This is a genomic window from Pseudoalteromonas sp. NFXS53, assembly GCF_056629255.1.
The window spans coordinates 246,451-264,781 of record NZ_JBWVBR010000003.1 but is presented as its reverse complement, the minus strand read 5'-3'; the positions used below and the strand labels follow the sequence as shown (position 1 = coordinate 264,781).

The window sequence follows — 18,331 nt, the reverse complement described above, 5'->3', positions numbered from 1 at the left end:
TTACCAATTTACTGTGTTGTTGGTGGAGATTAGCTCGACCCAAGTTGAGTCGTCTACTAAGTTAACAGCGTCTGAAGTTTCAATATTTCGAAGCTCAACACATGTTTTTAATAAATATACATTCTTTACATGTAGTGACGTAAACGTGAGCCAATCAAAGCAGGCATCGCCGGTTAATAAAACCTGGTTAGCGTCATTTTGTATCAGCTCAATTGTCGTAGAGCTATAGTTACTGAGTGGTTTTGAGAAAATATGTAAAGTACTCATGATAAAACCACCGTATGATTTTGCTTACTAATTAGTGATTGCTGCTCTTCTATAGAGAGTGGGGTGATCTCGATACTTAAATCATCACAAGTCATCGCATACTTTTTAAGGCTTTCAGTACACACATAGACTTGTTCAACGTCGTAAATTTCGAGCGTCTTAAGGGTCTTAAAAAAATCTTTTAAGCCTGAACTTGAGAGGTTGTAGCCAGCTTTTAAAGCTAAAACAGCATCATCTTTAAATAACCAACTTATGTTTTGCTCAATAGCAGCGAAAATCAAGCAAGTGTCTAATGATTCGCGAATATGCATTTTATCGAAAGGGGCTTTATTGCTGATGACTAAGATATTCTTCATTTGAATTGCACCCATTTATCAGCCTTTGCTGCCAACATCGAAAATTCAGCCAAACCGGCTACTTTAAAGTTTCCAGTGTTTTCAATATCAATTCCACGTTTTTCAGCTGCTGTGACACATAGCAGAATTGGAATATTTAAATCATGCAGTGATTGCCAAGTATCACCAAGAGGGAACTCGTCACTAGCAAGTTGAATATTTTGGTTGGCGTGATACACACCATCTTGATACAAAAAAATACAATCGATCTGATGACCTACTTGTACAGCAGTATCAACAAATCGTTTTAAAAGGAATACATTGTGGTGGTCATCTACACCCGAATGCAGTGACAAGACGAAATTGCGCAAATCTTTCTCATAAAAAAAGCCCCAGTTGGGGCTTATTTTAACAAAACTTATGACTTAGTCATCATTTGACATGCCAAGAAGTTGAAGTAGTGATACAAACAGATTGTAGATATTAAGGTAAAGACTTACCGTTGCCATTACATAGTTTGTTTCGCCACCGTTAATGATACGGCTTGTATCGAATAAAATCATACCTGACATCAGTAATACAACTGCAGCGTTAATCGCCATAAACGCAACTGAACTACCAATGAAAAGATTTACTAGGCTTGAGATTACAACCACGATTAAACCAACAGTTAAAAAACCGCCCATGAACGAGAAGTCTTTTTTAGTTGTTAACGCGTACGCTGAAAGACCGAAGAAAATCAGTGCTGTAGAACCTAGCGCTTGAGTAATAAGTAGGCCGCCATTCGGCATTGCTGCGTAGTGAGCAAGTAGGGGACCTAAACCAAAACCCATAATACCAGTGAAAAGGAACACTAGACCGATTGCTGATGATGAATTGGCTTTTTTCTGAATTACGAAGATCAAACCAAAACCAATCAACGAGCAAACCAGGCCAGTGAAGCGTGGTAATGCCATTGTCATTGAAATAGCGGCAGTCACTGCACTAAATGCCAGTGTCATAGCCAATAGGAAATAAGTATTTTTTAAAACCTTGTTCGTTTCAATTGTCGACATTACCGGTTTAGCGGCGCCGTACGAATGATTGAATGCCATGGTTAAACTCCTTAAATGAAACAAATGTTCCGATAAATGAACTACCTAAGAGTATCAAGTCTTATAAATGTGGGCAAATATAGTTAATCAAATACCCGATCGGTTTTTTTTGAGTTAAACACAACAAAAACCTGATTTCGATATGTTGAGTAACTGTTTTCGCTGAAATAACGAACGTTGTGTCCTTTTTTTGCTCGGTTAAACAAAAAGTTGAAAAAAAAGCTTCACAACTGGCTCAGCTTTCCCTATTATTCGCCCCGCTGCGGAGAGATGGCTGAGTGGTTGAAAGCACCGGTCTTGAAAACCGGCATACGTTAATAGCGTATCTAGGGTTCAAATCCCTATCTCTCCGCCACTAATTTTGACTTTTTGAGTAATCGAAAAGTTCCGACTTCGGAGAGATGGCTGAGTGGTTGAAAGCACCGGTCTTGAAAACCGGCATACGTTAATAGCGTATCTAGGGTTCAAATCCCTATCTCTCCGCCACTTATTCATAGAATAAGTAAGCCGCTAGTAATCTAGCGGCTTTTTTTTTGCCTTTCATTTATATACTTGGCTAGGGCTTCGACTAAAGTCCACTGGTTATTTGTACGTTTTCATACACTCTCTAATTGATACAATAAAAAGAAGGGTGAGGTTTCATGAAACAACAACTGGCTAAAAGTGTGGCAATGTCACTACTGGCTCCTGTAATTGTAGGGACTACTTTAGGGGTATACTACGCACTGAGTGTAGAAAGTGGTGGGGCAAAAATGTTTTTTTCTTTATTGATGAGTGCCATTGCTAATGCGCATATAGTCGGCCTTTCAATGGCGTTACTCGTCGTGCCTGGTTATATGCTTATGTATAAATACAATAAAGTCCAATATTCAGGTGTATTGACTCTAGGGATGCTTGGCGGGGCCTTATTTAGCCTCTTATTTTCAGCTTCAGCAGGTATGGTATTTTTAGTCAATACAGTGATGGCTGCTCTTGCTTCAGGTCTGTTTTTATATGGCTTAAGGCGCTTTAATTAGCGCGCAGCCTGAAAACTAACCAATTAATGCTCTGTTTTTCAGTTTATTAACAGTTTTTCTGCTGAAAAGGTTTTAATTCTTAACGCTAAAGAGTACCTTAAGCATTTGAACATTTTATTTTGATGAGTCGAATGCAAAAAACAGACTTCTATCAATCTTTGGCCAAGCAAGCCGAAGGTTTGATCAGCGACGAAAAAAACGCAATCGCAAACATGGCAAACCTAAGTGCTTTGCTTTTTACATCGTTAGATGACGTTAACTGGGCAGGTTTCTATTTAATAGATACGCCTGACGAGTTAGTGTTAGGGCCTTTCCAAGGTAACCCAGCATGTATCCGTATTCCGGTTGGAAAAGGGGTATGTGGTACTGCTGCACATTCGAAAAGTACACAACTTGTTGAAGATGTGCACGCTTTTGCTGGTCATATCGCCTGTGATGCAGCGTCAAACTCTGAAATTGTAGTGCCTATTTTCAAAAACGGTGAAGTATTTGGCGTGTTAGATATCGATAGCCCACTGCATGCTCGCTTTGATTTAGATGACCAAGCTGGTCTAGAACAAATTGTGAAGATTTTTGAGGCCACACTTTAGTGAAAGACCTTTTAAATGTACAAGATTATCTTTTTGCCATTCATGATGTAGGTGATTGGGAAGGAGAAGAAGAGCAGGTAGCTGAAACCTTAAATGAATTAATTCATTTTGCATGGGATATGCTACCTGATGATTTAGATTGTGAAACAATCGACAACTTGATTAACGGCATCTGGGAACATCTTCGAGGCGATTTAGCGCTTATTGAGGCTGAATTTGAAGAGTTAACAGATTGGGTTACTCACTATATTCATTCATCACTAGATGAACAGGTATAACAAATAGGTTAAACATGGAAACCACAAACAAGCTAAAAGACATTAATGAAGTATTGGAGTTCTTATTTAAAGAATTTCCTAACTGCTTCAAGAAAAAAGACGGTATCAAACCGTTAAAAGTTGGTATTTTTAAAGACGTTGCAGAGCGTATTGAAGGCTCAGAAGTTGTAAGTAAAACGCAAGTTCGTCAAGCTCTTCGCAAGTACACATCAAACTGGCGTTACCTAGAAGCCGTTACTAAAAACGAATTCCGCGTTGACCTAGATGGTAATGATGCTGAAAAAGTGGAACAAGAGCATATTGAACATGCTCAAAAAGCACTTGAAGAAAGCCGTGCGAAAATGGCAAAGCGTAAAAAGCCTCAGCGTCCTCGTCAGCAAGACGGTGACACAAAATCTTACAAAAAGAAACCGCATGGTCAGTCACGTTCTAACGACAAAGGCGCTAGAGTTAACAAGAAGCCTGCAGCTCAACAAGCAAAACGTAGCTCAGGAAAAGTTGAACCTTTGCCAGCTTCTGAAGTCAAGGTTAATAACAAAGTAAAAGTTAAACTTGGTCAGGCCCTTGTTAATGCGACCATTACTGAAGTAAACAAAGATGAAGTTCATGTTGAACTAGTAACTGGTATGCAAGTTAAAACAAAAGCTGACAGCTTATTTATCGTTTAAGGAGTAGTGTATGAGTAAAAAGTTTTCGCTCATTCCCGTTGTCGCTGCACTCATCTCTAGTGCTTCTTTTGCTGCAGTTGATGCTGTTACAGTGAAGGATATTCCCGTATTAAAGCAAGAGGCTCAGCATACAACAGCAAGTAAAAGGGTGACTAACTTATTTACTCGACAGCATTACAAGCGATTTAGCTTCAATGACGCGCTGTCAGAGCAAATTTTTGATAGATATGTTGAGTCTTTAGATTTCAGTAAGTCTATCTTTTTGCAATCTGATATTGCGCGTTTTGAAGCGAATAAAAAGCAATTTGATGATGCCCTTATGTCAGGCAAACTTGATTTTGCTTATGACTTATTCAACTTAAGTTTACAACGCCGTTTTGAGCGCTTTCAATACGCCATCTCGCTGCTAGATAAAGAAATGACTTTTGATAAAGAAGATGCATTTTACTATGACAGAGAAGAAGCCGAGTTCGCCAAAACACAAGACGAGTTAAATGAGTATTGGCGTCAACGTGTAAAATCTGATGCGTTACGTTTAAAATTGACAGGCAAAACATGGCCTGAAATTAAAGAATTACTGACTAAACGTTACAACAATGCGTTAAAACGTTTAAGTCAAACAGATAGCGAAGATGCGTTCCAAGTAGTGATGAATGCGTTTGCGCGAAGCATTGAAGCACATACATCCTATTTATCGCCACGTAGAGCAGAGCAATTCAAGATGGACATGGATCTTGAATTAGAAGGCATTGGCGCAGTGCTTGGTTACGATGAAGATTACACGGTTATCCGTTCACTTGTGCCTGGTGGTCCGGCTGACAAGTCTGAAAAGATCAAGCCAGACGATAAAATTGTTGGTGTGGCACAAGAGGGTGAAGAATTTGTCGATGTTATCGGCTGGCGTTTAGATAACGTTGTAGATCTGATCAAAGGCCCTAAAGGTACTAAGGTTAGACTTCAATATTTAAAAGGCTCAGATACCCATGGCACGCCTAAAATTGTCGAAATTGTTCGCGACAAAATTAAGCTTGAAGACCGTGCAGCAAAATCTGACGTATTCGAAGCTAAGTACTCAGATTTAACATCAAAAATTGGTGTGATTGAGATCCCAAGTTTCTACAACAATTTATCTAAAGATGTAAAAGTAGAACTTACAAAGCTTAAAGAACAAAATGTGGATGGCATCGTCATCGACCTTCGTCAAAATGGCGGTGGTTCATTGTATGAAGCTACACAACTGACCGGGTTATTCATCGACCAAGGTCCAGTTGTTCAAATTCATACAGCATACAATCGAGTAGAAGCACAAAAAGACAGAGACGGCATTACTTTTTATGATGGTCCAATCACTGTACTTGTAGACAGATATAGTGCATCGGCATCAGAAATTTTTGCTGCAGCTATTCAAGATTATGGTCGTGGTATTGTAATTGGTGAGCAAACGTTTGGTAAAGGCACAGTGCAGCAACATCGACCGCTTGCAAAAAACTATGACTTGTTCAGTAATGCCTTAGGCAGCGTGACTTACACAATAGCAAAGTTTTATCGTATTAACGGCGGTAGCACGCAGCATAAAGGTGTCGTACCGGACATTTTATTACCTTCGGCTATCGAACCTGAAGAGTGGGGTGAGAGTCAAGAGGACAATGCACTGCCTTGGGATAAGATTAAGCAAGCGAAATATAAGAGCTTAGATAACTTAAACCCGCTTGTAACATATTTAAACGAAAAGCATGCATTACGAGTTGCGCAAGAGCCTGAATTTAATTATGTATTGGCTGATATCGCTCGTTATAACGAAGAAAAAGATAAAAACTTTATTTCTTTAGTTGAATCTCAAAGATTAAAAGACAGAGAAGAATCAGAACAGCGTTCATTAGCGAGAACAAATGAAAGATTAAAACGTCTTGGTTTGGAACCTGTGAAAGATTTGGACGATGTGCCTGATGTAATCTCTGAGCTAGACCCTTATTTAGAAGAAGCGGCTCTGATCACTCAAGATTTAATCAGATATGGGCGATTAGCAAAAAACAATCTTCAGAATTAAGCAAGAACCTATTTAATAAAGGCGCTTCGGCGCCTTTTTTATTACTCTAAGCAATATGTTTTGTTATTATTGGAATAAGTACGTAATTTTTTCATAAAAGAAGATTACCGTGAATAAGACCGATCTTTTGAATAGAGTAGTCAATTAAAAAGATTGGTATTGCTTCCACACGAAAACTGAGCTTTTGCTAAAACACTGAGAAGATGTCAGTGCTTTAGCAAATATTCAATCGTGTAAATGATATAAAAATAAAAACGGCCTTGAGCCTTTTGAATATTAATTAGAGCAAGGTCCACCTTGCCGGGAGAAACCAGTTGAAACAACAAAAGCAAGCATCATTTCTTGATGCATTTATACCAATCTTTGTATTGGTTTGTTTATTAGGCTCTGCAGTGTATCTGTATGGTGATAACTCTTCATCAGGCCCGAATCAAATTGCGCTTCTTTTTGCCACATTTACAGCAGCCCTCGTTGGTTTAAAAAATGGCTACACTTGGCGTTTATTAGAAGAAGCAATGATCAAGGGCATCACCTTATCCTTAGGCGCTATATTAATCCTTCTGATGGTTGGTGCTTTAATTGGCACTTGGTTATTGTCAGGTACTGTGCCGACATTAATTTATTACGGTTTGCAAATAATTAGTCCGCAATGGTTCTATGCTGCGAGTTGTCTAATTTGCGGCATTGTTGCCATGAGTATCGGGTCTTCATGGACGACTGCTGCCACCATAGGTGTCGCTTTACTTGGTGTTGCAACAGGGCTTGGCTTAGATCAAGTTGTCACAGCGGGGGCGGTAATCTCAGGTGCATATTTTGGTGATAAATTAAGCCCGCTTTCTGAGACAACGAATTTAGCACCAGCTGTTGCCGGAAGTGACCTTTTTGAACATATTCAACATATGCTTTGGACAACGGTACCAAGCTTTGTGATTGCGATGATCATCTTTGTCATCATGGGGTTCAGTGCAGATGTATCAAGTGATATTGGTCGCATTGATGACATTGTTTCTATTTTAAATGCCAACTTCAATATCAACCCTATGATGCTGGTTCCTTTAATTGTCTTGCTTGTTTTGGCTTATAAGAAAATGCCAGCCTTTCCTGCAATTTCAATTGGCGCAGTGATCGGGGCTGTTTGGGCACTTATCTTTCAATCAGATCTACTAGCTACGCAAGTTGATGTATCTCAAGGGCAATTAGTTGGTTACTTTAAACTTGTTTGGGCGACATTCTATGATGGTTTCGCAATTCAAACAGGTGATAGCACCATGGATGATTTATTAAGTGGTGGCGGTATGGCTGGTATGCTGACAACGACATGGCTGGTCATGACAGCCTTAATGTTCGGTGCCATTATGGAAAAGACAGGCCTGCTGGAAGTGTTTGTAAGAAGTATTTTAAAAGTAGCACGCAGTACTGGGTCTTTGATAGCGTCAACGATTGCAACTTGTTTCGGTACGAATTTAATTGCAGCTGACCAATACATCGCGATTGTTGTACCTGGACGAATGTTTAAAGAAGAATATAAAAAACGTGGACTGAAAAGTGTGAACTTATCAAGAACACTTGAAGACGGCGGTACAATTACCAGCCCATTAATCCCATGGAATACATGTGGTGCGTATATGCAAAGTGTATTAATGATCAATCCACTTGACTACGCAGTATATGCCTTCTTTAACTTAATTAACCCATTCTTGGCAATAATCTATGCATACATAGGCATTAAGATTTTAAAAATTGAGCCAAAACAGTTAGACAAAGAACAAGCATAATCCATGCATAATGATTAGCCCTTTTTAAGGGCTAACTCTTTTAAGGAATTCGATATGCAAAGCCAGCCTCAAGCTAAGTATTTAAAAGATTATCAAGCACCTTCTCACACAGTAACGAATTTAGAGTTAACTGTAGAATTACATCCAACAGATACCAAAGTGATCAGCAAAGCACTGTATTCAGCAACGCAAGCAAGCTCTGAGCTTTTTCTAGACGGTGTTGAATTAAACTTAGTCTCGGTAAAAGTGAATGGTCAATTATTTGAAGACTTCGTCCAAACTGAAACATCATTGACGCTCAAGAATCTTCCAAATGAATTTTCACTGGAAATTGAGAACACGATTTCTCCAAGTACTAATACCTCACTAGAGGGTCTTTATCTTTCAGAAGGTGCTTATTGCACCCAGTGTGAGGCTGAAGGCTTTAGAAAAATCACGTATTTCTTAGATAGACCTGATGTGCTAACTGATTACTTAGTAACAATTATTGCTGATAAAGATATTCCTTACTTATTATCTAATGGCAATAAAATTGAAGAGGGCACCTGGCCTGACGGACGTCGTTTTACTAAATGGCAAGACCCACATAAAAAGCCGAGTTATTTATTCGCCCTTGTGGCTGGTGATTTTGATGTACTTAGAGACACTTTTGTGTCCAGAAGCGGTCGTGAAGTTGCGCTTGAGATTTTTGTTGATAAAGGCAATTTAGATAAAACCCCTCATGCAATGGCATCGCTTAAAAATGCCATGAAGTGGGATGAAGAGCGCTTTGACCTAGAGTACGATCTAGATATCTATATGATAGTGGCTGTTGACTTCTTCAATATGGGGGCAATGGAAAATAAAGGATTAAATGTCTTTAACAGTGCTTGCGTTTTGGCAAATCAACAAACAGCAACAGATCGTGACTATCACACAATCGAATCAATTGTTGGCCACGAATATTTCCATAATTGGACGGGCAACCGTGTCACTTGCCGTGATTGGTTTCAGTTGTCTTTAAAGGAAGGGTTGACAGTATTTAGAGATCAAGAGTTCAGTAGTGATCTTGGTTCTCGCGCGTTGAATCGCATCGATGCAGTTATGGCGATGAGAACACATCAGTTTGCAGAAGATGTAGGCCCGATGGCTCACCCTATACGTCCAGAAAAAGTGATTGAGATGAATAACTTTTATACTGTGACAGTTTATAACAAGGGTGCAGAAGTTATTCGAATGATGCACACTTTACTAGGTGAATCGAACTTCCAAAAAGGTATGAAACTTTATTTTGAACGTCACGACGGTCAAGCTGTTACATGTGATGACTTCGTAGCAGCTATGAGTGATGCCAGTGGCAAATGTTTAGAGCAATTTAAACTTTGGTACCGTCAGTTTGGTACGCCATCGGTTCAAGTCGAAACTTCTTATGATGCAGAACAACAAGCCTTCACATTAAAACTTAATCAAACTCATGCTGAAAATGATCCTGTTTCTGAGCCACTGCATATTCCTTTTGCAATCGAGCTCCTTGATACAGCAGGCAATACTATACCGCTTATTTCCAATGGCAAAAATTTCGATGCTGTTATTGAGCTGAAAGAAATGAGTGCTGAGTTTACTTTTGAAAATATCTTATCGAAGCCAACGCCTGTTTTACTAGAGAACTTTTCAGCGCCTTGTGTTGTAAACTATGACTACGAGGCTGAAGAGTTGATACATATTCTTAGACATGCTTCTAGTGATTTTACGCGTTGGGAAGCGGCCCAGCGTGCTTTCACGCTTGAAATTAAGCAGGCTGTGAACACTATGTCTGGTAGTGATTCAGTAAGTATCTCTGAGACATTAATTAAGGCGCTTAAATCAATTCTTACCGAAGAAAATACTGACAAAGCCCTTATTTCTGAGCTGATCAAATTACCTAATTTTGACACTGTTAGTGCAGAGTTTTCTCCTGTTCCTATTAGTGAGCTGGTTCACATATATAAGCAATTCGAACTTCAAATTGCGATACAATTGCAATCAGAATTGACTGCTGCTTATGAAAGCTGTGAAGACTCTGGTGAGATAAGTGCTAGTGCGGTTGCAGAAAGAAGCTTAAAAGCAACGACACTTTATTATTTAGCACTTCTTAAAAATGATGAGGTTACTGATTGGTTACTTGCTAACAGCCAGCAGGACAATATGACACTGAAATTGGCTGCGCTTAAGGCGGTAAAAAATGCCGATCATAAAATTACTGAACAGTTAATTTCACAATTCGATGCGCAATGGCGACATGATGCTTTAGTCATGGACAAATGGTTTGCACTTCAGGCGACAACAGATAACGATGGTGCGATTGATTTAATAAAGTCTTTGTATGATCACCCTTGTTTTGATAAATCAAATCCAAACCGAGTGCGTGCTTTAGTTGGTCAATTTGCACGCAATAATCCTGCTCAATTCCATCGTATTGATGGAAAGGGCTATGAATTACTTGCCGACTTATTAATTGAGCTAAATGCAATTAATCCGCAGAATGCCTCTAGAATGGTGACGCCTTTTATGTCATTGAAACGTTATGACAGCACCCGTCAGCAATTAATAAAGGCTCAGTTACAGCGTATTGCAAGCATTGATAACTTGAGTGATGACTTATTTGAAAAAGTGGATAAGGCATTAAACGCGTAAATGATAGAGTACTATTTTTATTTATCGTTAAGCTATGACGAATGCATGGCTTACTACCAAGGCGATTATGAGTATGTACAAGTAATCGAAGATGGCGGTAAAAGCATTCGTTTTCCAGCTACACATATTAGACGTTTTGTCAGCTCCCTTGGTATAAGGGGGCGTTTCAGACTCTGTCTAACAGACACAAATAGCTTTATTTCTCTTGATAAAGTGTCTTAAGTACAAAAATTGTATTGTTATTAATAACTTTAAATTTCGCCTGAATAATAATCGATAAATTAGAATAAAATATTATTAGTTTATTGTTCAGCGCACTAAATCGTCACAATTTTGAGAATAGGATTTGTTATAAAGCAGAATTACGTGTTATAAATTATCTGGTAAGACGTCTTACCAAGGGTAAAGTCGTGTCCAGAACAAAAAAATAGTAACTTTTGGTTTAGTGAATTTGAGTTTTTGTACGTTCACTTCTAATGTTACTTCAATATAAAAACAACAACTTGATTAAAATAACCCGCATAGGGGGAACGCATAATGATTAAAAGAGCGCTCTTTGTTCCAAACAAAATAATGCTCGGCTTAGCGGCCACAGTTGCTGTAACAAGTGCAAATGTTTCAGCTGCAAGTTTCCAAGTCGGTGATTTTGACATCACATTCGATTCAACGTTTTCATACGGTCAAAGTATTCGTGTAGAAGATCGCGACTTCCAATATATTGGTAAAAGTAACCACCCAAGGTTTGATTGGTCTGGTTATAATGCAGGTCTTGGTAATACAAAGTATGGTTCTGCACAAGTTTGGGCTCAGCCAGGTGCTTATTCAAATAATGGCGACGCTGGTAACCTGAACTTTGATTCTGGTGACACTTTTTCTCAATTAATTAAAGGTACTCACGATTTCAGTATCACTAAAGATAACTGGGGTATTTTCTCGCGCTTTATGTATTTTAAAGACTTTGCGATGGAAGATGGTGATTTTGCCTATACCAACCCAGTATCAGGTAAAAAAGTAGATCCATGTGCGGATAAACAAACTAAAGAGCAGGTATGTTCTGATGTGCGTTTATTAGATGCCTTCATTTGGGCTGACTTTGATCTAAATGATGGTCAAAACCCTCTTTCTGTTCGACTTGGTCAACAAGTTGTAAACTGGGGTGAAAGTACACTCATCTCTCACGGTATCAATGTAAACCCTGTTGATATTGACCGTTTAAGAGCGCCAGGTTCTGAATTAAAAGAAGCGTTTATTCCTGTTGGTATGTTCTGGGCGTCTCTAGGTATTACTGAAAATGTAACCTTAGAAGGTTTCTATCAGTACCAGTGGCATGAAACCCGTTTACCTGCATCGGGTAGTTATTTCTCTACAAACGATTTTGCATCTGAAAACGGTTATATGCAAAACGTACAGCTAGGTTTTACGTCAAACCCTGATATTGATTTACACCATTTAACTGAGTCGCTTAACAGCCTTTATGCCGATGCAACTGCGGCTTTAATTGCACAAGGCGTAGAGCCAACTCCTGAATTAGTAGGTCAAACTGCCGCGTCAATGTATATGGCTTACCCAACGAAAGTTGCGCTTAAAGGCAAGGGCTTAAACGGTAAGAGTGAACCTAAAGACGCAGGTCAATATGGTATTCGCCTTGGTATGTTTGCACCTGAGTTAAATGATACAGAATTTGCGCTGTACTACATTAACTATCATAGCCGCCGTCCGCTTATTTCTGGTAAAGCATCAAACTTTGAAGCTGATGTTATCGCACAGGACTTAGCATACATTGCTGCAAACCCAATTGATGAGAATAATGTAACTAATCTGAACGCTTTCACTCAAGCTACAATTACTTACCCTGAAGATATCAAGCTTTACGGTTTAAGTTTTAATACTGCGATTGGTGAAACTGCTTTCTCAGGTGAGTTCTCTTATCGTCAAGACGAACCACTGCAGATTGACGACGTAGAGCTGCTTTACGCTGGTATGGCTGAGCAGCTAGCTTACTCAGGTCTTCGTGAAGATTTTAGTAGCTTATCTCAATTAAGTGCAAGAGATGAAGTGAGTTACGTTAAGCCAGGTGAAGTTGCTCAGGGTTATATTTTGCGTGACTCTATGCAAGTTCAGTTTACTGCAACGCATCTATTCGGTCCTTCTTTAGGTGCTGATAGTTGGGCTGTAGTAGGTGAAGTTGGTGCTGTAACTATTAAAGACCTGCCTAGCTACGACGAGCTTCGTTTGAATGTTGCAGGCACGGGCCGAAGTGGTACGATTGAAGGCTACGGTCCTTTAATTGAAAAGGGAGCAAGGTATGACCTTCTTCATATGGCACTTTCGAATGGCCCAGAAACAAACCCATTCCCAACTGCGTCTTCATGGGGTTATCGTTTAATTGCGAAGGGTGATTACAACAACCTTTTTGCAGGTATTAACTTCTCTCCTCGTATTGTGTTCTCACATGATGTAAATGGTACGACGCCTGATCCTATGTATCTATTTGTCGAAGACAGAAAGTCTTTGGGTATGACGATGAACTTCACTTATCAGAATGCTTGGTCATTTGACTTTAGCTACAACACATTCTGGGGTGGCGGTGCAACAAACACCTTTGCAGACCGTGATTTTGTCTCTTTCAATATTAAGTATTCAATTTAAGGGCTTGTTATATGTTTAAAAAACCAAGCATGATCGCAGCAACAATAATAACAATGATGGCTGCTCCATTCGTAAATGCAGATATGACTGCTGAGCAAGTAGCTAGACTAGGTGCGGATTTAACGCCAATTGGCGCACAAAAAGCGGGCAACGCTGATGGTTCAATTCCAGCATGGACAGGTGGAATTACAAAGCCACCAGCAGGTTTTGAGCCGGGCATGCACCACATTGACCCATACGCTGACGATAAAGTTATTTTAACTATCGATAAGAGTAACCTAGATAAGCATAAAGACTTATTGAGCCCAGGCCAAATTGCATTATTTGAAACGTATCCTGATACGTTCAAAATGAACATTTACCCAACTCGTCGAAGTGCTGCTTACCCTCAGTTTGTTTATGATGCAACTAAGAAATATGCACAAACTGCAGAGCTGATTGAAGGTGGTAATGGTATTAAAAATACGGCTATCGGTATTCCATTCCCTGTTCCTGCAAATGGCCTAGAAGCAATTTGGAACCACTTATTACGTTACCGAGGTCTATCTATCGCGCGTTTTGGTGGTCAAGCAATGCCTACGGCGTCTGGTTCGTATAACATTATCGGCTTTGATGAAAAGTTACTTGTTAAATACTCTGATCCAGCAGCAACGCCTGAAGCACTTCAAGAATCTAATGTATTATTCAAGTTCAAGCAAAAAGTAACAGAACCAGCTCGACTTGCCGGTACTGCGCTTCTTGTACATGAGACAATGGACCAAATCTTAACGCCTCGTCAAGCGTGGACTTATAACACGGGTCAACGTCGTGTTCGTCGTGCACCAAATGTTGCCTATGATGCACCAGGAACAGCGTCAGACAGTCTTCGTACTACCGATGATTTTGATATGTTCAATGGTTCGCCAAATCGTTACGAGTGGACTTTAAAAGGCAAGAAAGAAATGTATATCCCATACAACAGCTATAAGCTTCACAGCGATAAGCTAAAGTATGATGACATTCTTCACGCAGGCCATATCAACCCTGAGCACGTGCGTTATGAGAAGCACCGAGTATGGGTTGTTGAAGCAAATCTAAAAGAAGGTACCCGCCATATTTATAAGAAGCGCGTATTCTACATAGACGAAGATAGCTGGCAAATCCATGTAACGGATATTTATGATAACCGTGACCAAATGTATCGTGTGGCAATGGCACATGGTCTAAATTACTATGATGTGCCTACGCATTGGAGTACTTTAGATGTTTATCATGACCTAAACTCTCGTCGTTATTTAGCGATTGGTCTTGATAATGAAGAGTCAATGTATGACTTCACTCAGTCATTTAAAGACAATGAGTTTACGCAAAGTGCACTTCGTCGCGAAGGTAAGCGTTAATCTCCAAATAGAAATAAAAAGTGGCTGTCACCCAGCCACTTTATTCAACATTCAAGACAAACTTCCTTTGTCTTCGACAACAGATGTTCGAGTATTCAGCATGAAATTTAATCAGTACGCGTTTTGCTTAATGGCGGCTTTATCTTCCTATGAAGTAGTATCAGCACCGTCAGCTTCTTTGCAAGTTGCAAAACCAAATTCAACACTATTTACAGACATAGATAGCACAGATGATCAGGTCGTTGCTGTTGGTAAGTTTGGCACTATTGTGACTTCAGCAGATGGGCAAAATTGGCGACAAGCTGAAGTGCCTGTTCAATCTCTTTTAACAGCTGTTACGATAAAGTCTGATAAAGCAGCATGGGCATGTGGCCATGATGCAACCATAGTACATAGTTCAGATAATGGTAAAACTTGGCAATTACAGCAGTATTTACCTGAAGAAGGTAAACCATGCTTAGATATTGAATTTATCGACGAAAATACAGGTTTTGCTATTGGTGCCTATGGCATGTTTTATAAGACCACTAATGGCGGGAAAACTTGGCAGTCACAATTCATCAGTGATTTTGTGCACCCTGATGACAAAGAATATCTTGAAGAACTAAAACAAGATGATCCAGAAGCCTATCAAGATGAAATTAAGTTTATTCTTCCGCATTTTAATCGTTTGCTAATGAAAGGTAATGCTTTTTATCTTGTAGGTGAAATGGGCTTAGTCGCCAAAAGTGAAGACAAAGGCATCTCTTGGCAAAAATTTGAAGAGTTTTACCCTGGTTCATTTTTTAGTGTAAATGAAACACCAGACGGTCAAATCCTGGTTGCAGGATTAAGAGGTAATGCCTTCACTAAATCTCAAAGTGATAGTGATTTTATTGAAATCAACATTGCACAAACGGCAACAGTTAATTCGATTTTGCCATTTAAAGAGGCAACTTTACTTTTTGCAAACTCAGGTTTGATACACAAGTTTGATGGTCAAAAAGTTTCCAGTGAGCAACTGCCTTCAGGTCATGCAATTTTGTCAGCGACCATATTTAACAATAAAGTAATTATGGCAACAGAAAAAGGGCTAATTACTTGGGGAGATAGCAAGTAATGCAAGCTATATTAAATAAACTTGAATATGTCGTATTCCGTCACAGACTCTTTATGGTTTTGGCGTTTTTATTCGCCACCATTTTTCTAGGTTACAAAGCCACACATATTCAACTAGACGCCGCGTTTACGAAGAATATTCCTCTGCAGCATGACTACATGAAAGTGTATCTTAAGCATGAAAAGCAGTTCGGTGGTGCTAACAGTATTTTAATTTCAGTGTGTGATGCAAATGGCGACATTTTCAACGAACCATTTTTCTCTACACTGAAATCAGTACACGACCAACTTTATTTTATTCCTGGTGTAAATAGACCGTTAGTTAATTCAATCTTTTCACCGAGCGCACGCTTTGTAGAAGTCGTAGAAGATGGCTTCGCCGGTGGACCTATTATTCCTGCTAATTTTGCACCCACAGAGAAAGGGTTAGCAGTCGTAAAGCAAAACATTGAAAAAGCCAATGTAGTAGGGCGCATGATTGCTAGTGACTATAGTTGTGCCATGGTGACAGCGCAATTACTAGAGACTGATCCACAAACACAGGAAAAGTTGGATACACTGGCGTTTGCTAAAAAACTAGAAGATGAAATTCGCAAACCTCTAGAGAATGATAATGTGAGTATTCATATTATTGGTTTCGCGAAAATGGCTGGTGATATCGCAGACGGTGCAAAAGGCGTAGTTTTATTCTTTGTAATTGCTATCGTCTTCACTTTTATTATGGTGTGGTTATTCTGTAAGAGTTTTAAATTAACGCTGCTACCTATTTTATGTTCATTAATTGCTGTTATTTGGCAAATGGGCTTGTTGTCTTCTCTAGGGTTTGGCTTAGATCCTATGTCAATTCTGGTGCCATTCTTAGTGTTTGCAATTGGTGTAAGCCATGGCGTGCAAATGATCAATGCAATCGGTAAGAAAGTATCTGAAGGGGTATCGAGTAAAGTTGCAGCGCAGGCCAGTTTTAAGGCATTACTTATTCCAGGTGGTATCGCATTACTATCAGATACGGTTGGTTTCTTAACGCTATTAGCAATTGATATCGGTATTATTCGTGAACTTGCTATCACGGCGAGTTTAGGTGTTGCTGTTATTATCTTTACTAACTTATTGCTGTTACCTGTATTAGCTTCTTATTTTAACTCTTCAAAGATCCACCGTGTTGACGATGGCGATACAGCCTCGCATAAATTATTTACTTCAATGCGTGAAAGCTTAGTGTCTGCAACAGATCCAAAGAAAGCAAAAATCATTATTTTCGTGTCTGTTTTGTTGTTTGTTTTCGGCTATTGGCAATCAAACAGTATGAAGATTGGTGATCTACATGCTGGCGCCCCAGCGCTCCATGAAACAGCAAGATACAACCAAGATACCTTCTTGATAAATGATAGATATACCATTTCGTCAGATATCTTAAAGGTACTAGTAGAAGCTTACCCAGCAGCCTGTACTGAGTTTGATACTATGGAACGAGTTAGTCGTTTCCAATGGAGAATTGAGAACTTAGAAGGCGTACAATCTGCAGTGTCTTTAAGCTCTGTTGCGCAATCAGTGAATGCAGGCTACAACGAAGGCAACCTGAAGTGGCAAACGCTTCCACGTAATAGTGCTTCTTTAGTTCAGGCAACTTCTCGTGTTGAAACGAGCACGGGTTTACTTAATGGTGATTGCTCAGTGATGCCTATTGTTATCTTTATGGAAGATCACAAAGCTGAAACCATTGACCATGTAGTTGCTAAAATCAAAGAGTTTGCAACGATAGAGAATACCGATAAAGTTCAGTTTAGGTTAGCTTCGGGCCCAATAGGGGTAATGGCGGCGACTAATGAGTCAGTTGCAGAAGCACAAATCCCGATGATGATCTATGTATATGGTGCTGTCATCATTCTATGCTTATTAAGCTTTAGAAGTGTTAAAGCAACCATTGCAGTTGTTTTACCTCTCTACATAGTATCAACTTTAGCGCAAGCACTAATGGTTAAGCTTGAAATTGGCTTAACTGTGTCAACATTGCCAGTTATAGCTCTCGGTGTGGGCATTGGTGTTGACTATGGTATTTATATCCTTTCATCGATGATGTCACAGCTTAAGCAAAATGTGCCTTTGTCTATTGCCTATCGTAATGCTCTGGCTGAACGTGGTAGTGCTGTACTATTCACTGGCATTACATTAGCAATTGGTGTGAGTACCTGGATATTCTCTGCACTGAAATTCCAAGTTGATATGGGTATTCTGCTCACCTTCATGTTTTTAGTGAATATGTTGGGTGCAGTCCTGTTATTGCCTGCTATAGGAACACTTCTCTGGCCTGACCAGAAAAAAAATTGTGAATAAATGTGCTGGAAAATGGCAAGGATTGCCTATTTATATCTATTATTTGTGAATAGATGAGCAAATGGCTGAAAAGCTTGAAATGTTTTCGTCGAAAAAGCTGTTTATTAGCGTCAGAAAGGTTAGAATTTACCTGACTCCACGCTAATAAATGG

At 39.4% G+C, this 18,331-nt stretch carries 16 protein-coding genes and 2 tRNA genes; 14 read left to right on the top strand and 4 right to left on the bottom strand.

Annotated elements, in window-relative coordinates; translation table 11 throughout:
- Genes AC1HJP_RS05840 through AC1HJP_RS05825 form a run of 4 tightly spaced genes read right to left on the bottom strand, consistent with a single transcriptional unit; the run spans position 1 to position 1,696 of the window.
- Positions 1 to 267, bottom strand: coding sequence for a hypothetical protein (locus AC1HJP_RS05840; protein ID WP_480360980.1), 267 nt, complete (start codon positions 265 to 267; stop codon positions 1 to 3).
- On the bottom strand, positions 264 to 623 hold the full coding sequence (locus AC1HJP_RS05835) for a DsrE family protein (RefSeq protein ID WP_480361086.1): 360 nt from the start codon (positions 621 to 623) through the stop codon (positions 264 to 266). The genes AC1HJP_RS05840 and AC1HJP_RS05835 overlap by 4 nt, the downstream gene beginning before the upstream one ends.
- A complete protein-coding gene (gene tusD / locus AC1HJP_RS05830) occupies positions 620 to 973 on the bottom strand; it encodes a sulfurtransferase complex subunit TusD (RefSeq protein ID WP_480360978.1) in 354 nt (117 codons plus the stop codon). Before tusD ends, AC1HJP_RS05835 begins: the two co-directional genes overlap by 4 nt.
- A 54-nt stretch (positions 974 to 1,027) precedes the next feature.
- Positions 1,028 to 1,696, bottom strand: coding sequence for a Bax inhibitor-1/YccA family protein (locus AC1HJP_RS05825; RefSeq protein ID WP_058029962.1), 669 nt, complete (start codon positions 1,694 to 1,696; stop codon positions 1,028 to 1,030).
- A 264-nt stretch (positions 1,697 to 1,960) separates the two neighbouring features.
- Between AC1HJP_RS05825 and AC1HJP_RS05820 the strand changes: the two genes are divergently transcribed.
- From AC1HJP_RS05820 to AC1HJP_RS05755, 14 genes are all read left to right on the top strand, one after another.
- Positions 1,961 to 2,051 (top strand) — tRNA-Ser (locus tag AC1HJP_RS05820).
- A gap of 40 nt (positions 2,052 to 2,091) precedes the next feature.
- A tRNA-Ser gene (locus AC1HJP_RS05815) sits at positions 2,092 to 2,182 on the top strand.
- Positions 2,183 to 2,337: 155 nt separating this feature from the next.
- Positions 2,338 to 2,712 (top strand): hypothetical protein, encoded by a 375-nt coding sequence (locus AC1HJP_RS05810; RefSeq protein ID WP_480360976.1) that lies wholly within the window; start codon positions 2,338 to 2,340, stop codon positions 2,710 to 2,712.
- A 131-nt stretch (positions 2,713 to 2,843) separates the two neighbouring features.
- Positions 2,844 to 3,302 (top strand): GAF domain-containing protein, encoded by a 459-nt coding sequence (locus AC1HJP_RS05805; RefSeq protein WP_480360975.1) that lies wholly within the window; start codon positions 2,844 to 2,846, stop codon positions 3,300 to 3,302.
- Positions 3,302 to 3,580, top strand: coding sequence for a hypothetical protein (locus AC1HJP_RS05800; RefSeq protein ID WP_130253618.1), 279 nt, complete (start codon positions 3,302 to 3,304; stop codon positions 3,578 to 3,580). Before AC1HJP_RS05805 ends, AC1HJP_RS05800 begins: the two co-directional genes overlap by 1 nt.
- Positions 3,581 to 3,594: 14 nt before the next feature.
- Positions 3,595 to 4,248 (top strand): RNA chaperone ProQ, encoded by a 654-nt coding sequence (gene proQ, locus AC1HJP_RS05795; RefSeq protein ID WP_138478556.1) that lies wholly within the window; start codon positions 3,595 to 3,597, stop codon positions 4,246 to 4,248.
- Positions 4,249 to 4,258: 10 nt separating this feature from the next.
- Positions 4,259 to 6,295, top strand: coding sequence for a carboxy terminal-processing peptidase (gene prc / locus AC1HJP_RS05790; protein ID WP_480360972.1), 2,037 nt, complete (start codon positions 4,259 to 4,261; stop codon positions 6,293 to 6,295).
- A gap of 314 nt (positions 6,296 to 6,609) precedes the next feature.
- Positions 6,610 to 8,070, top strand: a complete 1,461-nt coding sequence (nhaC, locus tag AC1HJP_RS05785) for a Na+/H+ antiporter NhaC (protein WP_480360970.1) — start codon at positions 6,610 to 6,612, stop codon at positions 8,068 to 8,070.
- Between the two features lie 54 nt (positions 8,071 to 8,124).
- Positions 8,125 to 10,722, top strand: a complete 2,598-nt coding sequence (gene pepN / locus AC1HJP_RS05780) for an aminopeptidase N (protein WP_480360968.1) — start codon at positions 8,125 to 8,127, stop codon at positions 10,720 to 10,722.
- Positions 10,723 to 10,944 (top strand): DUF2835 domain-containing protein, encoded by a 222-nt coding sequence (locus tag AC1HJP_RS05775; protein WP_480360966.1) that lies wholly within the window; start codon positions 10,723 to 10,725, stop codon positions 10,942 to 10,944. It begins immediately after the preceding gene.
- 315 nt (positions 10,945 to 11,259) lie between these two features.
- Positions 11,260 to 13,371, top strand: coding sequence for a DUF1302 domain-containing protein (locus AC1HJP_RS05770; protein ID WP_480360964.1), 2,112 nt, complete (start codon positions 11,260 to 11,262; stop codon positions 13,369 to 13,371).
- 11 nt (positions 13,372 to 13,382) lie between these two features.
- On the top strand, positions 13,383 to 14,750 hold the full coding sequence (locus AC1HJP_RS05765) for a DUF1329 domain-containing protein (protein ID WP_480360962.1): 1,368 nt from the start codon (positions 13,383 to 13,385) through the stop codon (positions 14,748 to 14,750).
- The gene (locus AC1HJP_RS05760) at positions 14,680 to 15,849 is read left to right on the top strand and encodes a YCF48-related protein (protein WP_480360960.1); all 1,170 of its coding nucleotides are present in this window, start codon (positions 14,680 to 14,682) and stop codon (positions 15,847 to 15,849) included. Before AC1HJP_RS05765 ends, AC1HJP_RS05760 begins: the two co-directional genes overlap by 71 nt.
- On the top strand, positions 15,849 to 18,179 hold the full coding sequence (locus AC1HJP_RS05755) for an efflux RND transporter permease subunit (RefSeq protein WP_480360959.1): 2,331 nt from the start codon (positions 15,849 to 15,851) through the stop codon (positions 18,177 to 18,179). Before AC1HJP_RS05760 ends, AC1HJP_RS05755 begins: the two co-directional genes overlap by 1 nt.
- The last annotated feature ends 152 nt before the right edge of the window (positions 18,180 to 18,331 follow it).